The 16,495-nt window shown below is 46.5% G+C and carries 18 protein-coding genes; all 18 read left to right on the top strand.

The features are described 5' to 3' along the window. Positions 1-16: 16 nt before the first annotated feature. The 18 genes from acpP to sucC all read left to right on the top strand — a co-directional run bounded on the left by acpP (position 17) and on the right by sucC (position 16,477). Positions 17-250, top strand: a complete 234-nt coding sequence (gene acpP, locus ACWHAR_RS06350) for an acyl carrier protein (RefSeq protein WP_003154310.1) — start codon at positions 17-19, stop codon at positions 248-250. A 138-nt stretch (positions 251-388) separates the two neighbouring features. Beyond that, entirely contained in the window at positions 389-1,138 is a 750-nt protein-coding gene (rncS, locus tag ACWHAR_RS06345) for a ribonuclease III (RefSeq protein WP_014417754.1), read from the top strand. Between the two features lie 101 nt (positions 1,139-1,239). Further along, positions 1,240-4,800: a chromosome segregation protein SMC gene (gene smc, locus ACWHAR_RS06340; RefSeq protein WP_032874877.1), complete on the top strand. Its 3,561-nt coding sequence runs from the start codon at positions 1,240-1,242 to the stop codon at positions 4,798-4,800. Positions 4,801-4,819: 19 nt separating this feature from the next. Beyond that, positions 4,820-5,809: a signal recognition particle-docking protein FtsY gene (gene ftsY, locus ACWHAR_RS06335; protein WP_003154301.1), complete on the top strand. Its 990-nt coding sequence runs from the start codon at positions 4,820-4,822 to the stop codon at positions 5,807-5,809. Between the two features lie 83 nt (positions 5,810-5,892). Next, complete coding sequence (locus ACWHAR_RS06330) at positions 5,893-6,663, top strand: phosphotransferase family protein (RefSeq protein ID WP_032874879.1); 771 nt, start codon at positions 5,893-5,895, stop codon at positions 6,661-6,663. Between the two features lie 121 nt (positions 6,664-6,784). Beyond that, positions 6,785-7,117 (top strand): putative DNA-binding protein, encoded by a 333-nt coding sequence (locus ACWHAR_RS06325; protein WP_032874881.1) that lies wholly within the window; start codon positions 6,785-6,787, stop codon positions 7,115-7,117. Positions 7,118-7,130: 13 nt separating this feature from the next. Further along, positions 7,131-8,471, top strand: a complete 1,341-nt coding sequence (gene ffh / locus ACWHAR_RS06320) for a signal recognition particle protein (protein WP_007409763.1) — start codon at positions 7,131-7,133, stop codon at positions 8,469-8,471. Positions 8,472-8,576: 105 nt separating this feature from the next. Beyond that, the gene (rpsP, locus tag ACWHAR_RS06315; protein ID WP_003154296.1) at positions 8,577-8,849 is read left to right on the top strand and encodes a 30S ribosomal protein S16; all 273 of its coding nucleotides are present in this window, start codon (positions 8,577-8,579) and stop codon (positions 8,847-8,849) included. Beyond that, positions 8,849-9,094 carry a KH domain-containing protein gene (locus ACWHAR_RS06310; RefSeq protein WP_007611392.1) on the top strand — a complete coding sequence of 82 codons (246 nt, stop codon included), beginning with the start codon at positions 8,849-8,851 and terminating at the stop codon, positions 9,092-9,094. Before rpsP ends, ACWHAR_RS06310 begins: the two co-directional genes overlap by 1 nt. Positions 9,095-9,184: 90 nt before the next feature. After that, positions 9,185-9,571: a YlqD family protein gene (locus ACWHAR_RS06305; RefSeq protein WP_003154291.1), complete on the top strand. Its 387-nt coding sequence runs from the start codon at positions 9,185-9,187 to the stop codon at positions 9,569-9,571. A gap of 4 nt (positions 9,572-9,575) precedes the next feature. Further along, positions 9,576-10,100, top strand: coding sequence for a ribosome maturation factor RimM (rimM, locus tag ACWHAR_RS06300; RefSeq protein WP_003154290.1), 525 nt, complete (start codon positions 9,576-9,578; stop codon positions 10,098-10,100). Beyond that, the gene (trmD, locus tag ACWHAR_RS06295) at positions 10,097-10,828 is read left to right on the top strand and encodes a tRNA (guanosine(37)-N1)-methyltransferase TrmD (RefSeq protein ID WP_003154289.1); all 732 of its coding nucleotides are present in this window, start codon (positions 10,097-10,099) and stop codon (positions 10,826-10,828) included. The genes rimM and trmD overlap by 4 nt, the downstream gene beginning before the upstream one ends. A gap of 140 nt (positions 10,829-10,968) precedes the next feature. Next, positions 10,969-11,316 (top strand): 50S ribosomal protein L19, encoded by a 348-nt coding sequence (gene rplS / locus ACWHAR_RS06290; protein ID WP_003154288.1) that lies wholly within the window; start codon positions 10,969-10,971, stop codon positions 11,314-11,316. Between the two features lie 142 nt (positions 11,317-11,458). Further along, positions 11,459-12,307: a ribosome biogenesis GTPase YlqF gene (gene ylqF, locus ACWHAR_RS06285; RefSeq protein WP_007611396.1), complete on the top strand. Its 849-nt coding sequence runs from the start codon at positions 11,459-11,461 to the stop codon at positions 12,305-12,307. Positions 12,308-12,379: 72 nt separating this feature from the next. Beyond that, positions 12,380-13,147: a ribonuclease HII gene (locus ACWHAR_RS06280; protein ID WP_032874883.1), complete on the top strand. Its 768-nt coding sequence runs from the start codon at positions 12,380-12,382 to the stop codon at positions 13,145-13,147. 16 nt (positions 13,148-13,163) lie between these two features. After that, positions 13,164-14,867 carry a hypothetical protein gene (locus ACWHAR_RS06275; protein WP_032874885.1) on the top strand — a complete coding sequence of 568 codons (1,704 nt, stop codon included), beginning with the start codon at positions 13,164-13,166 and terminating at the stop codon, positions 14,865-14,867. After that, on the top strand, positions 14,864-15,145 hold the full coding sequence (locus tag ACWHAR_RS06270) for a FlhB-like flagellar biosynthesis protein (protein WP_007409769.1): 282 nt from the start codon (positions 14,864-14,866) through the stop codon (positions 15,143-15,145). The genes ACWHAR_RS06275 and ACWHAR_RS06270 overlap by 4 nt, the downstream gene beginning before the upstream one ends. A gap of 174 nt (positions 15,146-15,319) precedes the next feature. After that, complete coding sequence (gene sucC, locus ACWHAR_RS06265; protein WP_003154283.1) at positions 15,320-16,477, top strand: ADP-forming succinate--CoA ligase subunit beta; 1,158 nt, start codon at positions 15,320-15,322, stop codon at positions 16,475-16,477. Positions 16,478-16,495: the final 18 nt, after the last annotated feature.

The following is a 16,495-nucleotide window of genomic DNA, read 5'->3' as shown; positions in this document are numbered from 1 at the left end:
GGGGAGGTGAATTGCTATGGCAGATACATTAGAGCGTGTAACGAAAATCATCGTAGACCGCCTTGGCGTTGATGAAGCTGACGTCAAACTTGAAGCTTCTTTCAAGGAAGACTTAGGTGCTGATTCCCTAGATGTAGTTGAGCTTGTTATGGAACTTGAAGACGAGTTTGATATGGAGATTTCTGACGAAGATGCTGAAAAGATTGCAACAGTCGGCGACGCTGTGAACTACATACAAAACCAGCAATAAGCTGATGCTAAAAGTCCCGCCTGACAGCGGGGCTTTAGCCCTTTAATCGTTCGGTTACCGGCGTCTGACGCTGTACGCGCTGCCGATTCCGTTTACGGCGGGGAGCGCGGTGAACCTGATGTGCCTATGGAGGTTACTATGTCAAAACACTCACATTTTAAAGATAAAAAAAAGTTCTATAAAAAAATAGAGCAATTTAAAGAGTTCCAAGAACGGATTTCGGTTCATTTTCAAAACGAGAAACTTTTGTATCAAGCATTTACACATTCATCTTATGTGAATGAGCATCGGAAAAAGCCGTATGAAGACAATGAAAGGCTTGAATTTTTAGGTGACGCTGTTTTGGAACTGACGATCTCCCAATTCTTATTTGCCAAATATCCGGCCATGAGTGAAGGAGATTTGACGAAGCTGAGAGCCGCTATCGTATGCGAGCCGTCACTCGTCTCACTTGCCCATGAATTGTCATTCGGCGATCTTGTTCTCTTGGGAAAAGGAGAAGAAATGACGGGCGGCAGAAAGCGTCCTGCGCTTTTAGCGGATGTGTTTGAAGCGTTTATCGGCGCACTGTATCTGGATCAGGGCCTTGAGCCGGTTCAGCAATTCCTGAAAGTGTACGTGTTCCCTAAAATAAACGATGGTGCTTTTTCTCATGTGATGGATTTCAAAAGCCAGCTTCAAGAATTTGTACAGCGGGACGGAAAAGGATCGCTTGAGTACAAAATTCTCAATGAAAAAGGGCCTGCCCACAACCGGGAATTCGAGGCGCTTGTCTCTCTTAAAGGTGAGGCGCTCGGTATCGGGAACGGACGTTCCAAAAAAGAAGCCGAGCAGCATGCGGCACAGGAAGCTCTTGCAAAAATGCAAAAACATCATACGAAACAATAAAATCCCCCTGTTTCCCTAGGGGGATTTCAGTATGTCTGCGCCTGATATAAGCGGGTGATTATGATAATATTGAGATACTTATACGATAAGGAGGATCTGGGATGTTCCTCAAACGTTTAGACGTTATAGGATTTAAATCATTTGCAGAACGGATATCCGTTGACTTTGTAAAAGGCGTCACGGCCGTTGTCGGTCCGAACGGCAGCGGAAAGAGCAACATTACCGAAGCCATCCGCTGGGTGCTCGGCGAACAATCAGCCCGCTCGCTTCGGGGCGGAAAAATGGAAGATATCATTTTTGCGGGAAGTGATTCGCGCAAGCGGCTGAACCTTGCCGAAGTCACGTTAACGCTTGATAATGAAGATCATTTTCTCCCGATCGATTACCACGAAGTCAGCGTGACGAGACGGGTGTATCGTTCCGGAGAAAGTGAATTTCTCATCAACAATCAGCAGTGCCGCCTGAAAGATATCATTGACTTATTTATGGACTCCGGGCTCGGGAAAGAAGCATTCTCTATTATCAGCCAGGGGAAAGTCGAAGAGATTCTCAGCAGCAAAGCGGAAGACCGCCGCAGTATTTTTGAAGAAGCGGCCGGCGTGCTGAAATATAAAACAAGAAAGAAAAAAGCGGAAAACAAACTGTTTGAGACGCAGGATAACTTAAACAGGGTGGAAGATATTCTCCACGAGCTTGAAGATCAGGTCGAACCGCTGAAAATCCAGGCATCAATCGCCAAAGACTACTTAGAAAAAAAGAAAGAGCTTGAGCATGTCGAAATCGCCCTTACCGCCTTTGACATCGAAGAACTGCACGGCAGATGGTCGGGTTTAAAAGACAAGGTGCAGGCTGCTAAAGAAGAAGAATTGGCGGAATCATCGGCTCTATCCGCAAAAGAAGCGATGATAGAAGAGACGAGAGATAAAATCCACGCGCTTGATGAATCCGTCAACGAACTGCAGCAGGTTCTGCTCGTGACAAGTGAAGAGCTGGAAAAGCTGGAAGGCCGGAAAGAAGTGCTGAAAGAGCGCAAAAAAAACGCCGCGCAAAACCGGGAACAGCTTGAGGAATCCGTTACACATTACACGAACAAAGAAGCCGAACTGAAAGCGGACATTGAAAAACAGTCTGCCGTCTATGATAAGCTGCGTGCGGAAGTGAAGCAGTTAAACGCCCAGGTGAAAGAAAAGCAGCAGGCTCTCAGTCTGCATAATGAAAATGTAGAAGACAAAATTGAACAATTAAAAAGCGATTACTTTGAATTGTTAAACAGCCAGGCGTCGATTCGCAACGAGCTGCAGCTTTTAGATGACCAGATGTCCCAATCTGCGGTCCAGCAGGCGAGACTGACCGCAAACAACGAAAAATATCTTGAAGAACGTAACGATATTGCAGTCCGCAAAGCGGCGTGCGAAGAAGAATTGGCCGCCGTTGAAGAGGATATTCACAATCAGGTCGTCCGCTTTCGCGAAGTCCAGACAGCATATGAACAGAAAAAACGCCAATATGAAAAGAAAGAATCTGCGCTGTATCAGGCGTATCAATTCGTCCAGCAGGCCAGATCCAAAAAAGATATGCTTGAAACGATGCAAGGCGATTTTTCAGGATTTTACCAAGGCGTAAAAGAAGTGCTGAAGCAGAAAGAGCAGCTTGGCGGCATCCGCGGCGCCGTTCTCGAACTGATTGCCACCGAACAAAAATATGAAACGGCGATCGAGATTGCACTCGGCGCAGCGGCGCAGCACGTTGTCACAGACGACGAGCAGGCGGCGCGGAAAGCGATTCAATATTTAAAACAGAATTCATTCGGCCGCGCGACGTTCCTGCCGCTTACGGTTATGAAACCGCGCCAGCTCCAAACCCGTGATGAACAGACGGCTTCAAAGCATCCATCTTTCCTCGGCACAGCGAGCGGGCTTGTCACATATGATGCCGCGTATCGGAATGTCATTCAAAACCTTCTCGGCACCGTGCTGATCACTGAAGATTTAAAAGGCGCGAATGAACTGGCCAAGCTTCTCGGGCACCGCTACCGCATCGTGACGCTTGAGGGTGATGTCGTCAATCCAGGCGGATCAATGACAGGCGGCGCGGTCAAAAAGAAAAACAATTCTCTGCTCGGCAGAAGCCGTGAGCTTGAGACGGTGACTGCGCGGCTTGCCGAAATGGAAGAAAAAACAGCTCTGCTTGAAAAAGAGGTCAAAACGCTGAAGCAGGCCATTCAAGAGCTTGAACATACGCTGAGCGGTCTCCGTGAAGACGGTGAAGCTTTCAGAACAAAGCAGCAGGATGTAAAAGGCAGGCTGTATGAACTCGAAGTCGCTGAAAAGAACATCAATACCCATCTGGAGCTTTACGATCAGGAGAAAGCATCGCTGACGGAAAGCAGCCGGGAAAAAGAGACGCGCAAATCAGCTCTGGAAGAACAGCTGAGTGAGGCATCCGGCCAGCTGAAAGAGCTTGAGGAAGAGATGGAAAGGCTGACAAAACAAAAGCAGACCCTATCCTCAACGAAAGAAACGCTCTCTCATGAACTGACGGAATGTAAAGTGGCCGCTGCGAAAAAAGAACAGGCGTGCTCGAGTGAGGAAGACAACCTCAAAAGACTGAAAAAAGAGCTTGAAGAAACGCAGCTCGCTCTGAAAGAAACACGGGAAGATTTAAGCCTCCTGACCTCAGAGATGACGTCCAGCACAAGCGGTGAGGAGCAGCTTGAAGAAGCAGCCCATCACAAGCTTCACGATAAAACGAGAACGATCGAATTGATCGCCAGCCGGCGCGACCAGCGTGTGAAGCTTCAGAGGGCGCTTGATACGAACGAGCTTGAGCTGAAAGAGATGAAGCGTCTGTACAAGCAAAAAACGGACATTCTGAAAGATGAAGAGGTAAAACTCGGCCGGATGGAAGTCGAGCTTGATAATCTCTTGCAGTATTTACGCGAGGAGTACAGCTTATCCTTTGAAGGGGCAAAAGAACAATATCAGCTCGAACTCGAGCCTGAAGAGGCGAGAAAACGGGTCAAACTGATCAAGCTTTCAATTGAAGAGCTCGGAACGGTCAATCTCGGCAGCATCGATGAATTTGAAAGAGTAAACGAACGGTATCAGTTTTTAACAGAGCAGAAAAATGACCTGACGGAAGCGAAAAACACACTGTTTCAAGTCATTGAAGAAATGGATTCTGAAATGACGAAGCGATTCCATGAAACGTTTGTCCAGATCCGTTCTCAATTCAACGACGTGTTCCGTTCTTTATTCGGAGGAGGACGGGCTGAACTGAAGCTGACTGATCCGAATGATCTTCTTAATTCCGGGGTGGACATTATCGCGCAGCCTCCGGGCAAAAAACTGCAAAACTTAAATCTTTTGTCAGGGGGAGAACGGGCGCTGACTGCCATTGCCCTTTTATTCTCCATTCTGAAAGTAAGGCCCGTGCCGTTCTGCGTCCTTGATGAAGTGGAAGCTGCGCTTGATGAAGCCAATGTATTCAGGTTTGCGCAATATTTAAAAAAATACAGCGGCGACAGCCAGTTTATCGTCATCACCCACAGAAAAGGCACTATGGAAGAAGCGGATGTCCTCTACGGTGTTACGATGCAGGAATCCGGCGTTTCCCGAATGGTTTCGGTCAAACTGGAAGAAACAAAAGAATTCGTTCAGTAACGAGGAAAGAGGTTGAAAGATGAGCTTTTTTAAAAAATTAAAAGAGAAAATCACGAAACAGACAGACTCCGTCTCTGAAAAATTTAAAGATGGTCTTGAAAAAACAAGAAATTCCTTCTCAAATAAAGTGAACGAACTCGTCTCCCGCTACCGGAAAGTCGACGAGGATTTCTTCGAAGAGCTTGAGGAAGTGCTGATTGGCGCTGACGTAGGTTTTACAACCGTTATGGAGCTGATTGATGAGCTCAAAAAAGAAGTGAAGCTGAAAAACATCCAGGATCCTCAGGAAGTGCAGTCCGTCATTTCTGAAAAGCTTGTCGACATTTATAATAGCGGCGACGAACAGATTTCTGAATTAAATATTCAGGACGGGCGCCTGAACGTTATTCTGCTTGTCGGGGTAAACGGCGTCGGAAAAACGACAACGATCGGAAAACTTGCCCATAAGCTGAAAAATGAAGGCAAATCCGTTGTGCTCGCTGCCGGAGACACCTTCAGAGCCGGGGCGATTGAACAGCTTGAAGTGTGGGGGGAGCGTACAGGCGTGCCTGTCATTAAACAGGCTGCCGGAAGCGACCCTGCTGCGGTTATTTATGATGCCGTACACGCGGCTAAAGCAAGAGGAGCGGATGTGCTGATTTGTGATACGGCCGGCCGCCTTCAGAATAAAGTAAACTTAATGAAAGAGCTTGAAAAAGTCAAACGTGTCATCGAACGCGAAGTGCCTGAGGCTCCGCATGAGGTTCTCCTTGCGCTTGACGCGACGACAGGCCAAAATGCGATGGCGCAGGCGAAAGAATTCTCCAAAGCGACGAATGTGACGGGTATCGCGTTAACGAAGCTTGACGGCACCGCAAAAGGCGGTATCGTCCTGGCGATCCGCAATGAGCTTCATATCCCCGTGAAACTGGTCGGCCTCGGAGAAAAGGTTGACGATCTCCAGCGGTTTGATGCAGAATCTTACGTATACGGTCTCTTTTCTGATTTAGTTGAAAAAGCCGAGGATTAATGAATAAAAAACGAGTATAAAATGGACGGTTTTATACTCGTTTTTTTATACGCATTGATAGATCGGAATGGAGGGGGCAATTGTTGGACAAATGGCTGAAAGCTGAATTGGAAAGTAAGATCGGCGCGATAAACCATATGTCGCTGTTGGATGAACAGGGAGGCACTTCAACCGTTCGAAAAATAGTGACCGGCCAAGACGCATTTCTGCTGAAAAGTTCTTTTCAACAGAAGTATCGGGAATGGTTAATGAGAGAAGCCTTCGTTTTACAAAAACTGACGGAAACTCGTCGTCTGCCTGTTCCTATTTATTATGGGATGATACAGGAACAGCATGCCAGCCATATCCTAATGTCATTTGAGGATGGAATCACCCTGACTTCGGCTTTAAGAAAAGCAAAAGGGGATACTGAAAAGAAAAAGCTGATCAAAAGTTTCGGCCAGTTTCTGCAACGGCTGCATGAAACCGAAATGGTCTCTGGTTTACAGCCGGAAACAGACTGGCTCGATCTGCAAATCAAACGAGCCGGGGAATATGTCAAAAAAGGACAGGCTGAAGGAAGTGCAGAGCTTTTGAAGGAATTGGACAGGTGCAGGCCTGTTCCTGTTCAGCAGACAATGATTCACGGTGACTGCACGACTGATAATGTGCTGGTGAAAGACGGAGAGGTCTATCTGTTTATCGATGCTGCGGGAATATCGGCGGGAGATCCGCGATATGATGAATCATTAGCAATCAGTCATTTTGTCACAAATGAAGCATGCCTCAATGCTTTTTACGAAGGCTATTGCCGCTATCGTGTATCAAAACAAGAATTCGAGTATTTTAACGACGGTCTATATGAATTTTTTTAAAAAAACTTATTATGTAAAAAGAGCATCATGCTTTGACAAGATAAAAACTTGACACACGCTCTGAAACCATGTAAACTAAGTTTTTGTAAAGGGATTTGACTTAACAAAGGGGAGAGCTCAAATGTCGCTCGAAAAAACGACGAGAATGAACTATTTATTTGACTTCTATCAGTCGTTGCTGACGTCAAAACAAAAGAGCTATATGTCGCTTTATTATCTGGACGATTTCTCCCTTGGTGAAATAGCCGAAGAGTATGACGTTTCAAGGCAAGCCGTTTACGATAACATCAAACGGACTGAAGCGATGCTTGAACAATATGAAGAAAAACTGCTCCTTTTTAAAAAGTTTCAGGAGCGTAAAGAAATGTTTACAAAGCTGAAAGAGCTTGCTTCCGGGTTGCAGGAAGAGGGAAAAATGACGGCTCTGATTGAAGCGCTTGAGAAATTAGATTAGGAGGCGGCAAACAATGGCATTTGAAGGATTAGCCGACCGACTGCAAAAGACGATTTCAAAAATCCGTGGAAAAGGAAAAGTCAGCGAACAAGACGTAAAAGAGATGATGCGTGAAGTTCGTCTTGCGCTTCTTGAGGCTGACGTTAACTTTAAAGTCGTAAAGGATTTTGTGAAAAAAGTAAGTGAACGGGCTGTCGGACAGGACGTTATGCAGAGTCTGACACCCGGTCAGCAGGTTATTAAAGTCGTAAAAGAAGAGCTTACCGAGCTGATGGGCGGCGAAGAAAGCAAAATTGCCGTCGCCAAACGCCCCCCGACCGTTATTATGATGGTCGGGCTCCAAGGTGCCGGTAAAACGACAACCACGGGGAAGCTTGCCAACCTGCTGCGCAAAAAACATAACCGCAAACCGCTGCTCGTGGCTGCGGATATTTACCGCCCCGCCGCGATTAAACAGCTGGAAACACTGGGAAAACAGCTTGATATGCCGGTCTTTTCGCTTGGCGATCAGGTCAGCCCGGTGGAAATTGCCAGACAGGCGATTGAAAAAGCGAAGGAAGAGCATCATGATTATGTGATTTTAGATACCGCCGGACGGCTGCACATCGATCATGAACTGATGGATGAGCTCTCCGGCGTAAAGGAAGTCGCAAATCCTGAGGAAATTTTCCTTGTCGTCGACTCAATGACCGGTCAGGATGCGGTAAACGTCGCCAAAAGCTTTAATGACCAGCTCGGTTTAACGGGTGTCATTTTAACAAAGCTTGACGGGGATACCCGCGGAGGTGCGGCGCTTTCTATCCGCGCGGTCACCGAAACGCCGATTAAATTCGCCGGAATGGGAGAAAAGCTCGATGCTCTTGAAGCGTTCCATCCTGAACGGATGGCATCCCGGATTCTCGGAATGGGTGACGTGCTGACGCTGATTGAAAAAGCTCAGGCGACCGTTGATGAAGACAAAGCCAAAGAGCTTGAGCAGAAAATGAGAACGATGAGCTTCACATTGGATGATTTTCTGGAGCAGCTCGGCCAGGTCCGAAACATGGGGCCTCTTGACGAACTGCTGCAAATGATGCCAGGCGCAGGCAAAATGAAAGGCTTAAAAAACATCCAAGTCGATGAAAAACAGCTGAATCATGTGGAAGCGATCATTAAATCAATGACTGTTCTTGAAAAAGAACAGCCGGATATCATTAACGCCAGCCGGCGGAAGCGGATTGCCAAAGGAAGCGGAACATCCGTTCAGGAAGTCAACCGTCTTTTAAAGCAGTTTGAGGAAATGAAAAAAATGATGAAGCAGATGACCAACATGACAAAAGGGAAGAAAAAAGGCTTTAAATTACCTTTTATGTAATCGGTTATACATGATAAAACCGTTGTTAAGAAAAAACACTTTACAAACACTTTTATCATTGTTAATATACTATCTTGTTGAAATATTTTCGGAGGTGCTAGTAAAATGGCAGTAAAAATTCGTTTAAAACGTATGGGAGCAAAAAAATCTCCTTTCTATCGTATTGTTGTAGCAGATTCTCGTTCACCGCGTGACGGCCGTTTCATCGAAACAGTCGGCACATACAACCCGGTTGCAAAGCCGGCTGAAGTGAAAATCAACGAAGAGCTTGCTCTTAAATGGCTTCAAACAGGAGCTAAACCTTCTGATACAGTCCGCAACTTGTTCTCAAGCCAAGGAATTATGGAAAAATTCCACAACGCTAAACAAGGCAAGTAATGACTGATCAGAACTTGGAAGATTTGATTGTCAGCATTGTGGCTCCGCTTGTCGACCATCCGGAAGACATAACGGTCACAAAGGAAGAGACTGATCAAAAGATTGCGCTGCGCTTATCTGTCAATAAGTCAGATACCGGTAAGATTATCGGAAAGCAAGGCCGGACTGCAAGAGCGATTCGAACCGTCGTTTTTGCAGCTGGCGCACAGTCTTCTAAGAAAGTTCAATTTGAAATATTTGACTGAAAAAGGGAGAGGGCCGGCACCTCCCCTTTTTTTACACGTAAAAAAGGCAAATGAACAGAAATATGTTGGAAGAGTGGGGAGTCTGGTCCTATGCAGATTATTCACAGGGTAACCGTTATGCAGGTTCTGACCGAGCAAAGCAAGGAAAAGCTTTTGGCCTCTTTTGCAGAAAAAAAGCAAACGCTTGAACGAGAATGCAGCCAGCTCTATTTTCAGCTTAGAAAACATGAAAAAGATCAGCAGAATCCCGATGTAGCGGAATCTTTTAAAAAAGCCATTGAAAAAAGACAAGACAAAATCAAAATGATCGATTTCCAAATAAGCCAGACAGAGTCGCTCCCGCTTGGAAGCGAAGTGAAGGAAAAGGAGATCGATGCGCTGCTTTCAATCAATGTCGGTGATAACTGGCATGAAAAAACAGCGGCAAATACCATCGTCATAAAAGACGGGGTAGTAATTGAAATCCGCCCGAGGTGATAATATGACAAACAGATGGTTTAATGTAGGCAAAATTGTAAATACCCACGGCATTAAAGGCGAAGTGAGGGTCATTTCTAAAACGGACTTTGCCGAAGAACGGTACAAGCCCGGCAATACGCTTTATTTGTTTGCGGAAGGGGCTGCGGAGCCAATCAAAGTAACGGTCAGCGCCCACAGGCTTCACAAGCAGTTTCACCTGCTGCAATTCAAAGAAATGCCGAGTCTCAATGAAGTCGAGCACCTAAGAAACATGGTGATCAAAGTCCCTGAAGAAGACTTGGGAGAGCTTGAAGAAGATGAATTTTATTTTCATGAAATCATCGGCTGCGAGGTTGTGTCAGAAGACGGGGAACTGATCGGCACAGTGAAGGAAATCTTGACGCCCGGGGCTAATGACGTATGGGTGGTTGCAAGAAAAGGCAAAAAAGATGCGCTCATTCCGTATATTGCTTCTGTGGTAAAGGATATTAATATAAATGAGAAGAAAATTAAGATTCATGTAATGGAAGGGTTAATAGACGAATGAAAATCGACTTTTTAACACTGTTTCCCGAAATGTTTCAAGGGGTGCTCGGCTCATCCATTCTGCAAAAAGCACAGGAAAAAGAGGCTGTCCGTTTTGACGTCATCAATTTCCGGGCTTTTTCGGATAATAAACACCAAACGGTTGATGATTACCCGTACGGCGGGGGAGCCGGGATGGTGTTAAAGCCGCAGCCTGTATTTGATGCGGTTGAAAAGCTGACAGCCGGTACGGACGCCAAGCCGCGCATTATTCTCGTCTGCCCGCAAGGTGAGCGTTATACGCAGAAGAAAGCCGAGGAGCTGGCGGAAGAGGAACATCTCATGTTTATTTGCGGACATTATGAAGGGTATGATGAACGGATCCGGGAACATCTTGTCACCGATGAAATCTCCATCGGGGATTTTGTGCTGACCGGGGGAGAGCTCCCTGCCATGATGATTGCCGACAGCGTTGTCAGGCTTTTGCCGGGCGTCCTCGGGAAAGAAGCATCCCACGTGGAGGATTCCTTCAGCACGGGGCTTTTAGAGCATCCGCACTATACGAGGCCTGCAGATTATAAAGGCTTAAAAGTGCCTGAGACCCTTCTGTCCGGCAACCATGCAAAAATACAAGAATGGCGCAATAAAGAATCAATCAGAAGAACCTTTTTAAGACGTCCGGATCTTCTTGAAAACTATCCTCTCACTGATGAGCAAAGAAAATGGATTTCCGAGTGGGAAAACGAATAGATTCTATTGCGCAGGCGATGAAGATATGATAAGATACTACTTGTGGCTTAAGGAGGCTTATCCTTCAGAAGCTTGAAAACGATGTTCCGCTGTGCCTTGCAGTTGTGGCCAAGAGCATCTGTTGGAAGGAGTTGAAAACGATGCAAAAACTAATTCAAGATATCACAAAAGAACAGCTTCGCACTGATCTTCCTGCGTTCCGTCCTGGTGACACTTTACGTGTACACGTAAAAGTTGTTGAGGGTAACCGTGAGCGTATCCAGATCTTCGAAGGTGTTGTGATTAAGCGTCGTGGTGGTGGAATCAGCGAAACGTTCACAGTTCGTAAGATTTCTTACGGTGTTGGCGTTGAACGTACATTCCCTGTACACACACCAAAAATCGCGAAAATCGAAGTTGTACGTTACGGTAAAGTACGTCGCGCTAAGCTTTACTACCTGCGTGAACTTCGCGGAAAAGCGGCTCGTATTAAAGAAATCAGACGATAATGATAACGAACGAAAAGAGCTTGTTACCCGTAACAGGCTCTTTTTTTATATGAAATTTGTAAAAGCTGAACAAGCAACGTAAAATACATAAGAGATCATCGGAACATCCGGTTCCGGCAAATAAGGCAGGTGTCGAAGTCACATGACTATTCAATGGTTCCCAGGCCATATGGCTAAAGCGAGACGGGAAGTAACAGAAAAACTGAAATTAATTGATATCGTATACGAATTGGTGGATGCGAGAATCCCGATGTCATCGAGAAATCCGATGATTGAGGAGATTTTAAAAAATAAGCCGCGCATTATGCTTTTAAATAAAGCCGATAAGGCGGATGCGGCTGTGACTGCCCAGTGGAAGGACCACTTTCAGGAACAGGGCATTCCCTCTCTTTCAATAAACTCCGTTAACGGGCAGGGACTGCATCAAATCGTGCCGTCCTCAAAAGAGCTGCTGAAAGATAAGTTCGATAAAATGAAAGCAAAAGGCATTAGGCCAAGAGCAATCCGCGCATTAATCATCGGCATTCCGAATGTCGGCAAGTCTACTCTCATTAACCGGCTGGCCAAGAAAAACATTGCCAAGACGGGAGACAGGCCCGGCATTACCACTTCACAGCAGTGGGTAAAGGTAGGCAAGGAATTAGAGCTGCTCGATACACCGGGAATTTTATGGCCTAAATTTGAAGATGAGCTTGTCGGCTTGCGCCTGGCGATCACCGGGGCGATTAAAGATACGATTATCAACCTGCAGGATGTGGCCGTCTTCGGGCTGCGCTTTCTGGAAGAGCATTATCCCGACCGCTTGAAGGAGCGCTACGGACTTCAGGAAATCCCTGAGGATATCGCCGCTCTTTTCGACGCGATCGGTGAAAAACGCGGCTGTTTGATGGGCGGCGGAATGGTTGACTATGATAAAACAACGGAAGTCATCATTCGGGACATCCGGACGGAAAAATTCGGCAGGCTTTCATTTGAAACACCATCAGAATAAAGACGCGCAGCGATGCGGGTCTTTATTTTTTCCGCAGAATACCGATATACATAATGTAAGGGAGAAGAGAACGTGAATACATTAACCGTAAAAAGCGTAAAAGAACGCCTGCAAGAGGTCAGGGACGAAAGTGACCCCTTCCTTTCCCAATGTGAGAAAGACCCGAGAAAAAGCGTACAGACGCTTTTAGAGCAATGGCTGAAAAAGCACGCGAAGGAAAAAGCTCTTAAAGAGCAATGGCTGAACATGACGGCATACGAAAGACTGTCATCCAAAAAGGGCTTCCGCCTGATTGCGGGTGTTGACGAAGCCGGAAGAGGGCCGCTTGCCGGACCGGTTGTCGCCGGCGCCGTCATTTTGCCGGCAGAATGCGAGATTCTCGGTCTCACGGACTCGAAGAAATTGTCGGAAAAGAAGCTCGAGGAGTATTACAGCCGGATCACGGAAGAAGCGGCGGCTGTAGGAGTCGGCATTGTCCATGCGGACGTCATTGACCGGATCAACATATATGAGGCCGCGAGACTGGCGATGGTAAAAGCCGTCAATGCTTTAACGGAAACACCTGATTATCTGCTTGTTGATGCCATGACCCTTCCGCTTGACATTCCGCAGTCATCAGTTATAAAAGGGGATGCCAAAAGCGTGTCAATTGCCGCCGGAGCCTGCATAGCAAAAGTAACGCGGGACCGTCTCATGGCTGAGTACGCCAAAACCTACCCCATGTACGGCTTTGAAAAAAATAAAGGCTACGGAACGAAAGAACATCTTGAAGCTCTTCAGGCATACGGACCGACAACTATTCACCGAAAAACGTTCGCTCCCGTTCAATCTTATTGTTAGAAAAGAGGCTTAAGACATGAACATAAGCGGCGAAATCCAAGCGGCTTTCAGACAGCTGACGGCGGAAATCCCTCCGGACCGGCAAGATGGCGGTAAAGACAGCGGCGCTCAAAGGCTGCTGTTAGGGAAGGTTCTCCGTTTGCTGGACGATCAAAGCGCTCTTATCCAAATCGGCGGCCGGACGATGCAGGGAAAACTTGAAACCGCCCTTCGTCCGCAGGCGTATTACTGGTTTTCTTATGACAAACAGCCGGCGGAAAAAACGGGCCGGCTTCATGTCATCGACCAATTCGAAGGAAGCCCGAAAACCGTTCAGGAAGCGGCGGGAAGACTGTTAAACGCTCTTTCCGTCAAACCAGGTCCTGTGTCTCTGCAGATTGCCGAAACATTTATGCAGCAGAAGCTGCCGATGACGGAAAACAGCCTCAAAGCCTGTATCCGCTGGGCTGAATCGCTTCCGGCCGCCGAATTGAAAAAAGCGGCGGAAACAATCGTATTTGCGCTGAAACGGGAACTGCCCGCACATCCGGAAGTCTTGTCAGCCATTCATGCCGTTAAATATCCGGTTCCGACCCGGCGCCTCCTCTCAGGACTGCTTCAGGCAATCAATCAGGCTCCGCAATCGGCAAAAGAGCTGTCTGTGCTCAAAGAGGCGGTTTCTGACGTGTTAAACGCGGAAACGGATCTACATGCAGAACGTCTCTTGAAGAAGCTTGCCGAGGCTGCACGCATGCCGATCTCAGAAACCGGGCTGATGGATGAAGGAGAACGGACGGAATCAAAACAATCACCATTTGTCCGAGAGACTCGTGAAAACGGAAAGGCAGTCTCAAGCCAACCTTCTCCTCCGAGTGCACGGACAGATACGGAACTGCCTGAAAAAACGGCAAAACAGATTATAGAGAAATTAATGACATCGGCAGAAAAAACTGAAAACCGTCCCGTAAAAGTAACGGCGGAGATCATGAAGACTTTCATTTCTCAAGAAAAAACATTGAAAACAACGCCTGTTCTTCAAAACGCACATCTGACAGAACAGGAGGCGGCTGTTTTCGAAAAAGCCGTTCAGCTCACCGAATTGAAATATGCGGAAAAACATGATGTATTAAGCCTTTTGCAGAAAATCAAAAAAGGACTGGGCACGCGTGATGAATTATCATTCATTACAGCGCTTGAAAAAGGCGTGTCTCCGCAGCCGGAGAAACAAGCGCTGAAAACAGCCCTCCAAGCCGTCCGGACGCTTCAAGAAGCGCCCCAATCCGTTAAACAAGAGGCGGAACCGCTTATTCATAAATTAAACGGCCAGCTGTTTATTGAGCAGCATAACCCTTCTTTTACGCAGATGGTGCTGTCATTTCCGCTGGGAGCGTCCGCGTATGAGAATGACATCACAGTTCTCTTTAAAGGACGGAAGAAGCCGGACGGAAAACTCGATCCGTCACATTGCAGGCTCCTGTTTTTGCTGCATCTTGAAACACTGCAAGAAACCGTTGTGGATTGCATGATTCAGCAAAATGTAATGACCATTACGGTTGAGACTGATTTTGAGCTTCAGGCGGCCATCGACCCTCTCGTACCGGCTTTAAAAGAAGCCGTAAAAGAAACGGGCTTCAGCCTGTCAGGCGTCACGTCTAAAAAACGGCGCCCGAAAGACCAGAGCGCTCTTGTGGAAGAGTTTATAGAAAAAGACGGCGGAAGAAAAGTGGATGTGAAAATATGAAAGAGCAAACGCCGTTAAGAAGAGCTGTCGCCCTGCATTACGACCGGCAGAAAGACCAAGCCCCGAAGGTTGTCGCAACAGGCAGGGGGCACGTGGCGGAAAATATTATAAAAGAAGCTGAGAAGGCTGGGGTTCCCATTCAGGAAGACAGAACCCTTGTCGAATTAATGCGCCATTTGACGGTTGACGATCAGATACCGGAGGCGCTTTATGAAACCGTTGCCGAAATTTTTTCATTTGTTTACAGACTGGACGAAACCCTGAAAAACGAAAAATAAGGACCATTCATTTCCCGGACTCCGTTTAAATTTATATTTTCAATAAAATAAAAGTTAGAATGTTTGGAAGGATATAAAGATTTTGTTTTGAACCCTAGACAATTCTTCCAGTATTATATAGAATGAAAGCGCAGTCTATTTTTAGTTTTGCTACATAAGTTAGGAGGATGGGAAATGAATATCCATGAGTACCAGGGAAAAGAAGTCCTCAGAAAATACGGGGTGTCTGTTCCTGAAGGTAAAGTGGCTTTTACAGCAGAGGAAGCAGTTGAAAAAGCAGAGAGCCTGTCAAGCTCGGTTTATGTCGTAAAGGCGCAAATCCATGCTGGCGGCCGCGGCAAAGCTGGTGGGGTAAAGATTGCAAAAACAAAAGATGAAGTGAAAGAGTATGCCGAAGAACTGTTAGGCAAGACGCTCGTCACACATCAAACGGGTCCGGACGGACAAGTAATAAAACGCTTACTTATTGAAGAAGGCTGCGATATTAAAAAGGAATACTATGTCGGGCTTGTACTTGACCGCGCTACTTCAAGAATCGTTTTAATGGCGTCTGAAGAAGGCGGAACGGAGATTGAAGAAGTAGCGGAAAAAACACCTGAAAAAATTAAAAAAGCGGTAATTGATCCGGCTGTCGGCCTTCAGGGCTATCAGGCAAGGGAAATTGCATTCGCAATTAACATCCCGAAAGAGCTTGTCGGCAAAGCCGCTAAATTTATGCTCGGCTTATATAAAGCATTTGTTGAGAAGGACTGCTCCATCGCCGAGATCAACCCTCTCGTCGTTACGGGGGACGGAAACGTCATGGCGCTGGATGCTAAGCTGAACTTCGACAGCAATGCGTTATACAGACAAAAAGACATTATGGAATACAGAGATTTAGATGAAGAAGATCCGAAAGAAATCGAAGCGTCAAAATACGATTTAAGCTACATTTCCCTTGATGGAAATATCGGCTGCATGGTAAACGGCGCGGGTCTTGCAATGTCTACAATGGATATCATTAAACACTACGGCGGAGAACCTGCAAACTTCCTTGATGTCGGGGGCGGCGCAACCGCAGAAAAAGTTACGGAAGCTTTTAAAATCATTCTTTCCGATCAAAACGTAAAAGGAATTTTCGTTAATATTTTCGGAGGCATCATGAAGTGTGATGTCATCGCCGAGGGCGTTGTTGAAGCGACGAGACAAGTCGGATTGACATTGCCGCTGGTCGTGCGCCTTGAAGGGACAAACGTAGATTTAGGAAAGAAAATCCTGAATGAATCAGGCTTAAACATCACATCTGCGGAATCAATGGCAGACGGCGCACAGAAAATCGTATCCTTAGTTTAGGAAAGAATGAAAGGCAGG

This window comes from Bacillus sp. LR--39, assembly GCF_053613335.1.
Note: the sequence above shows the minus strand (reverse complement) of the source record. Positions and strands in the feature narration are given on the sequence as shown.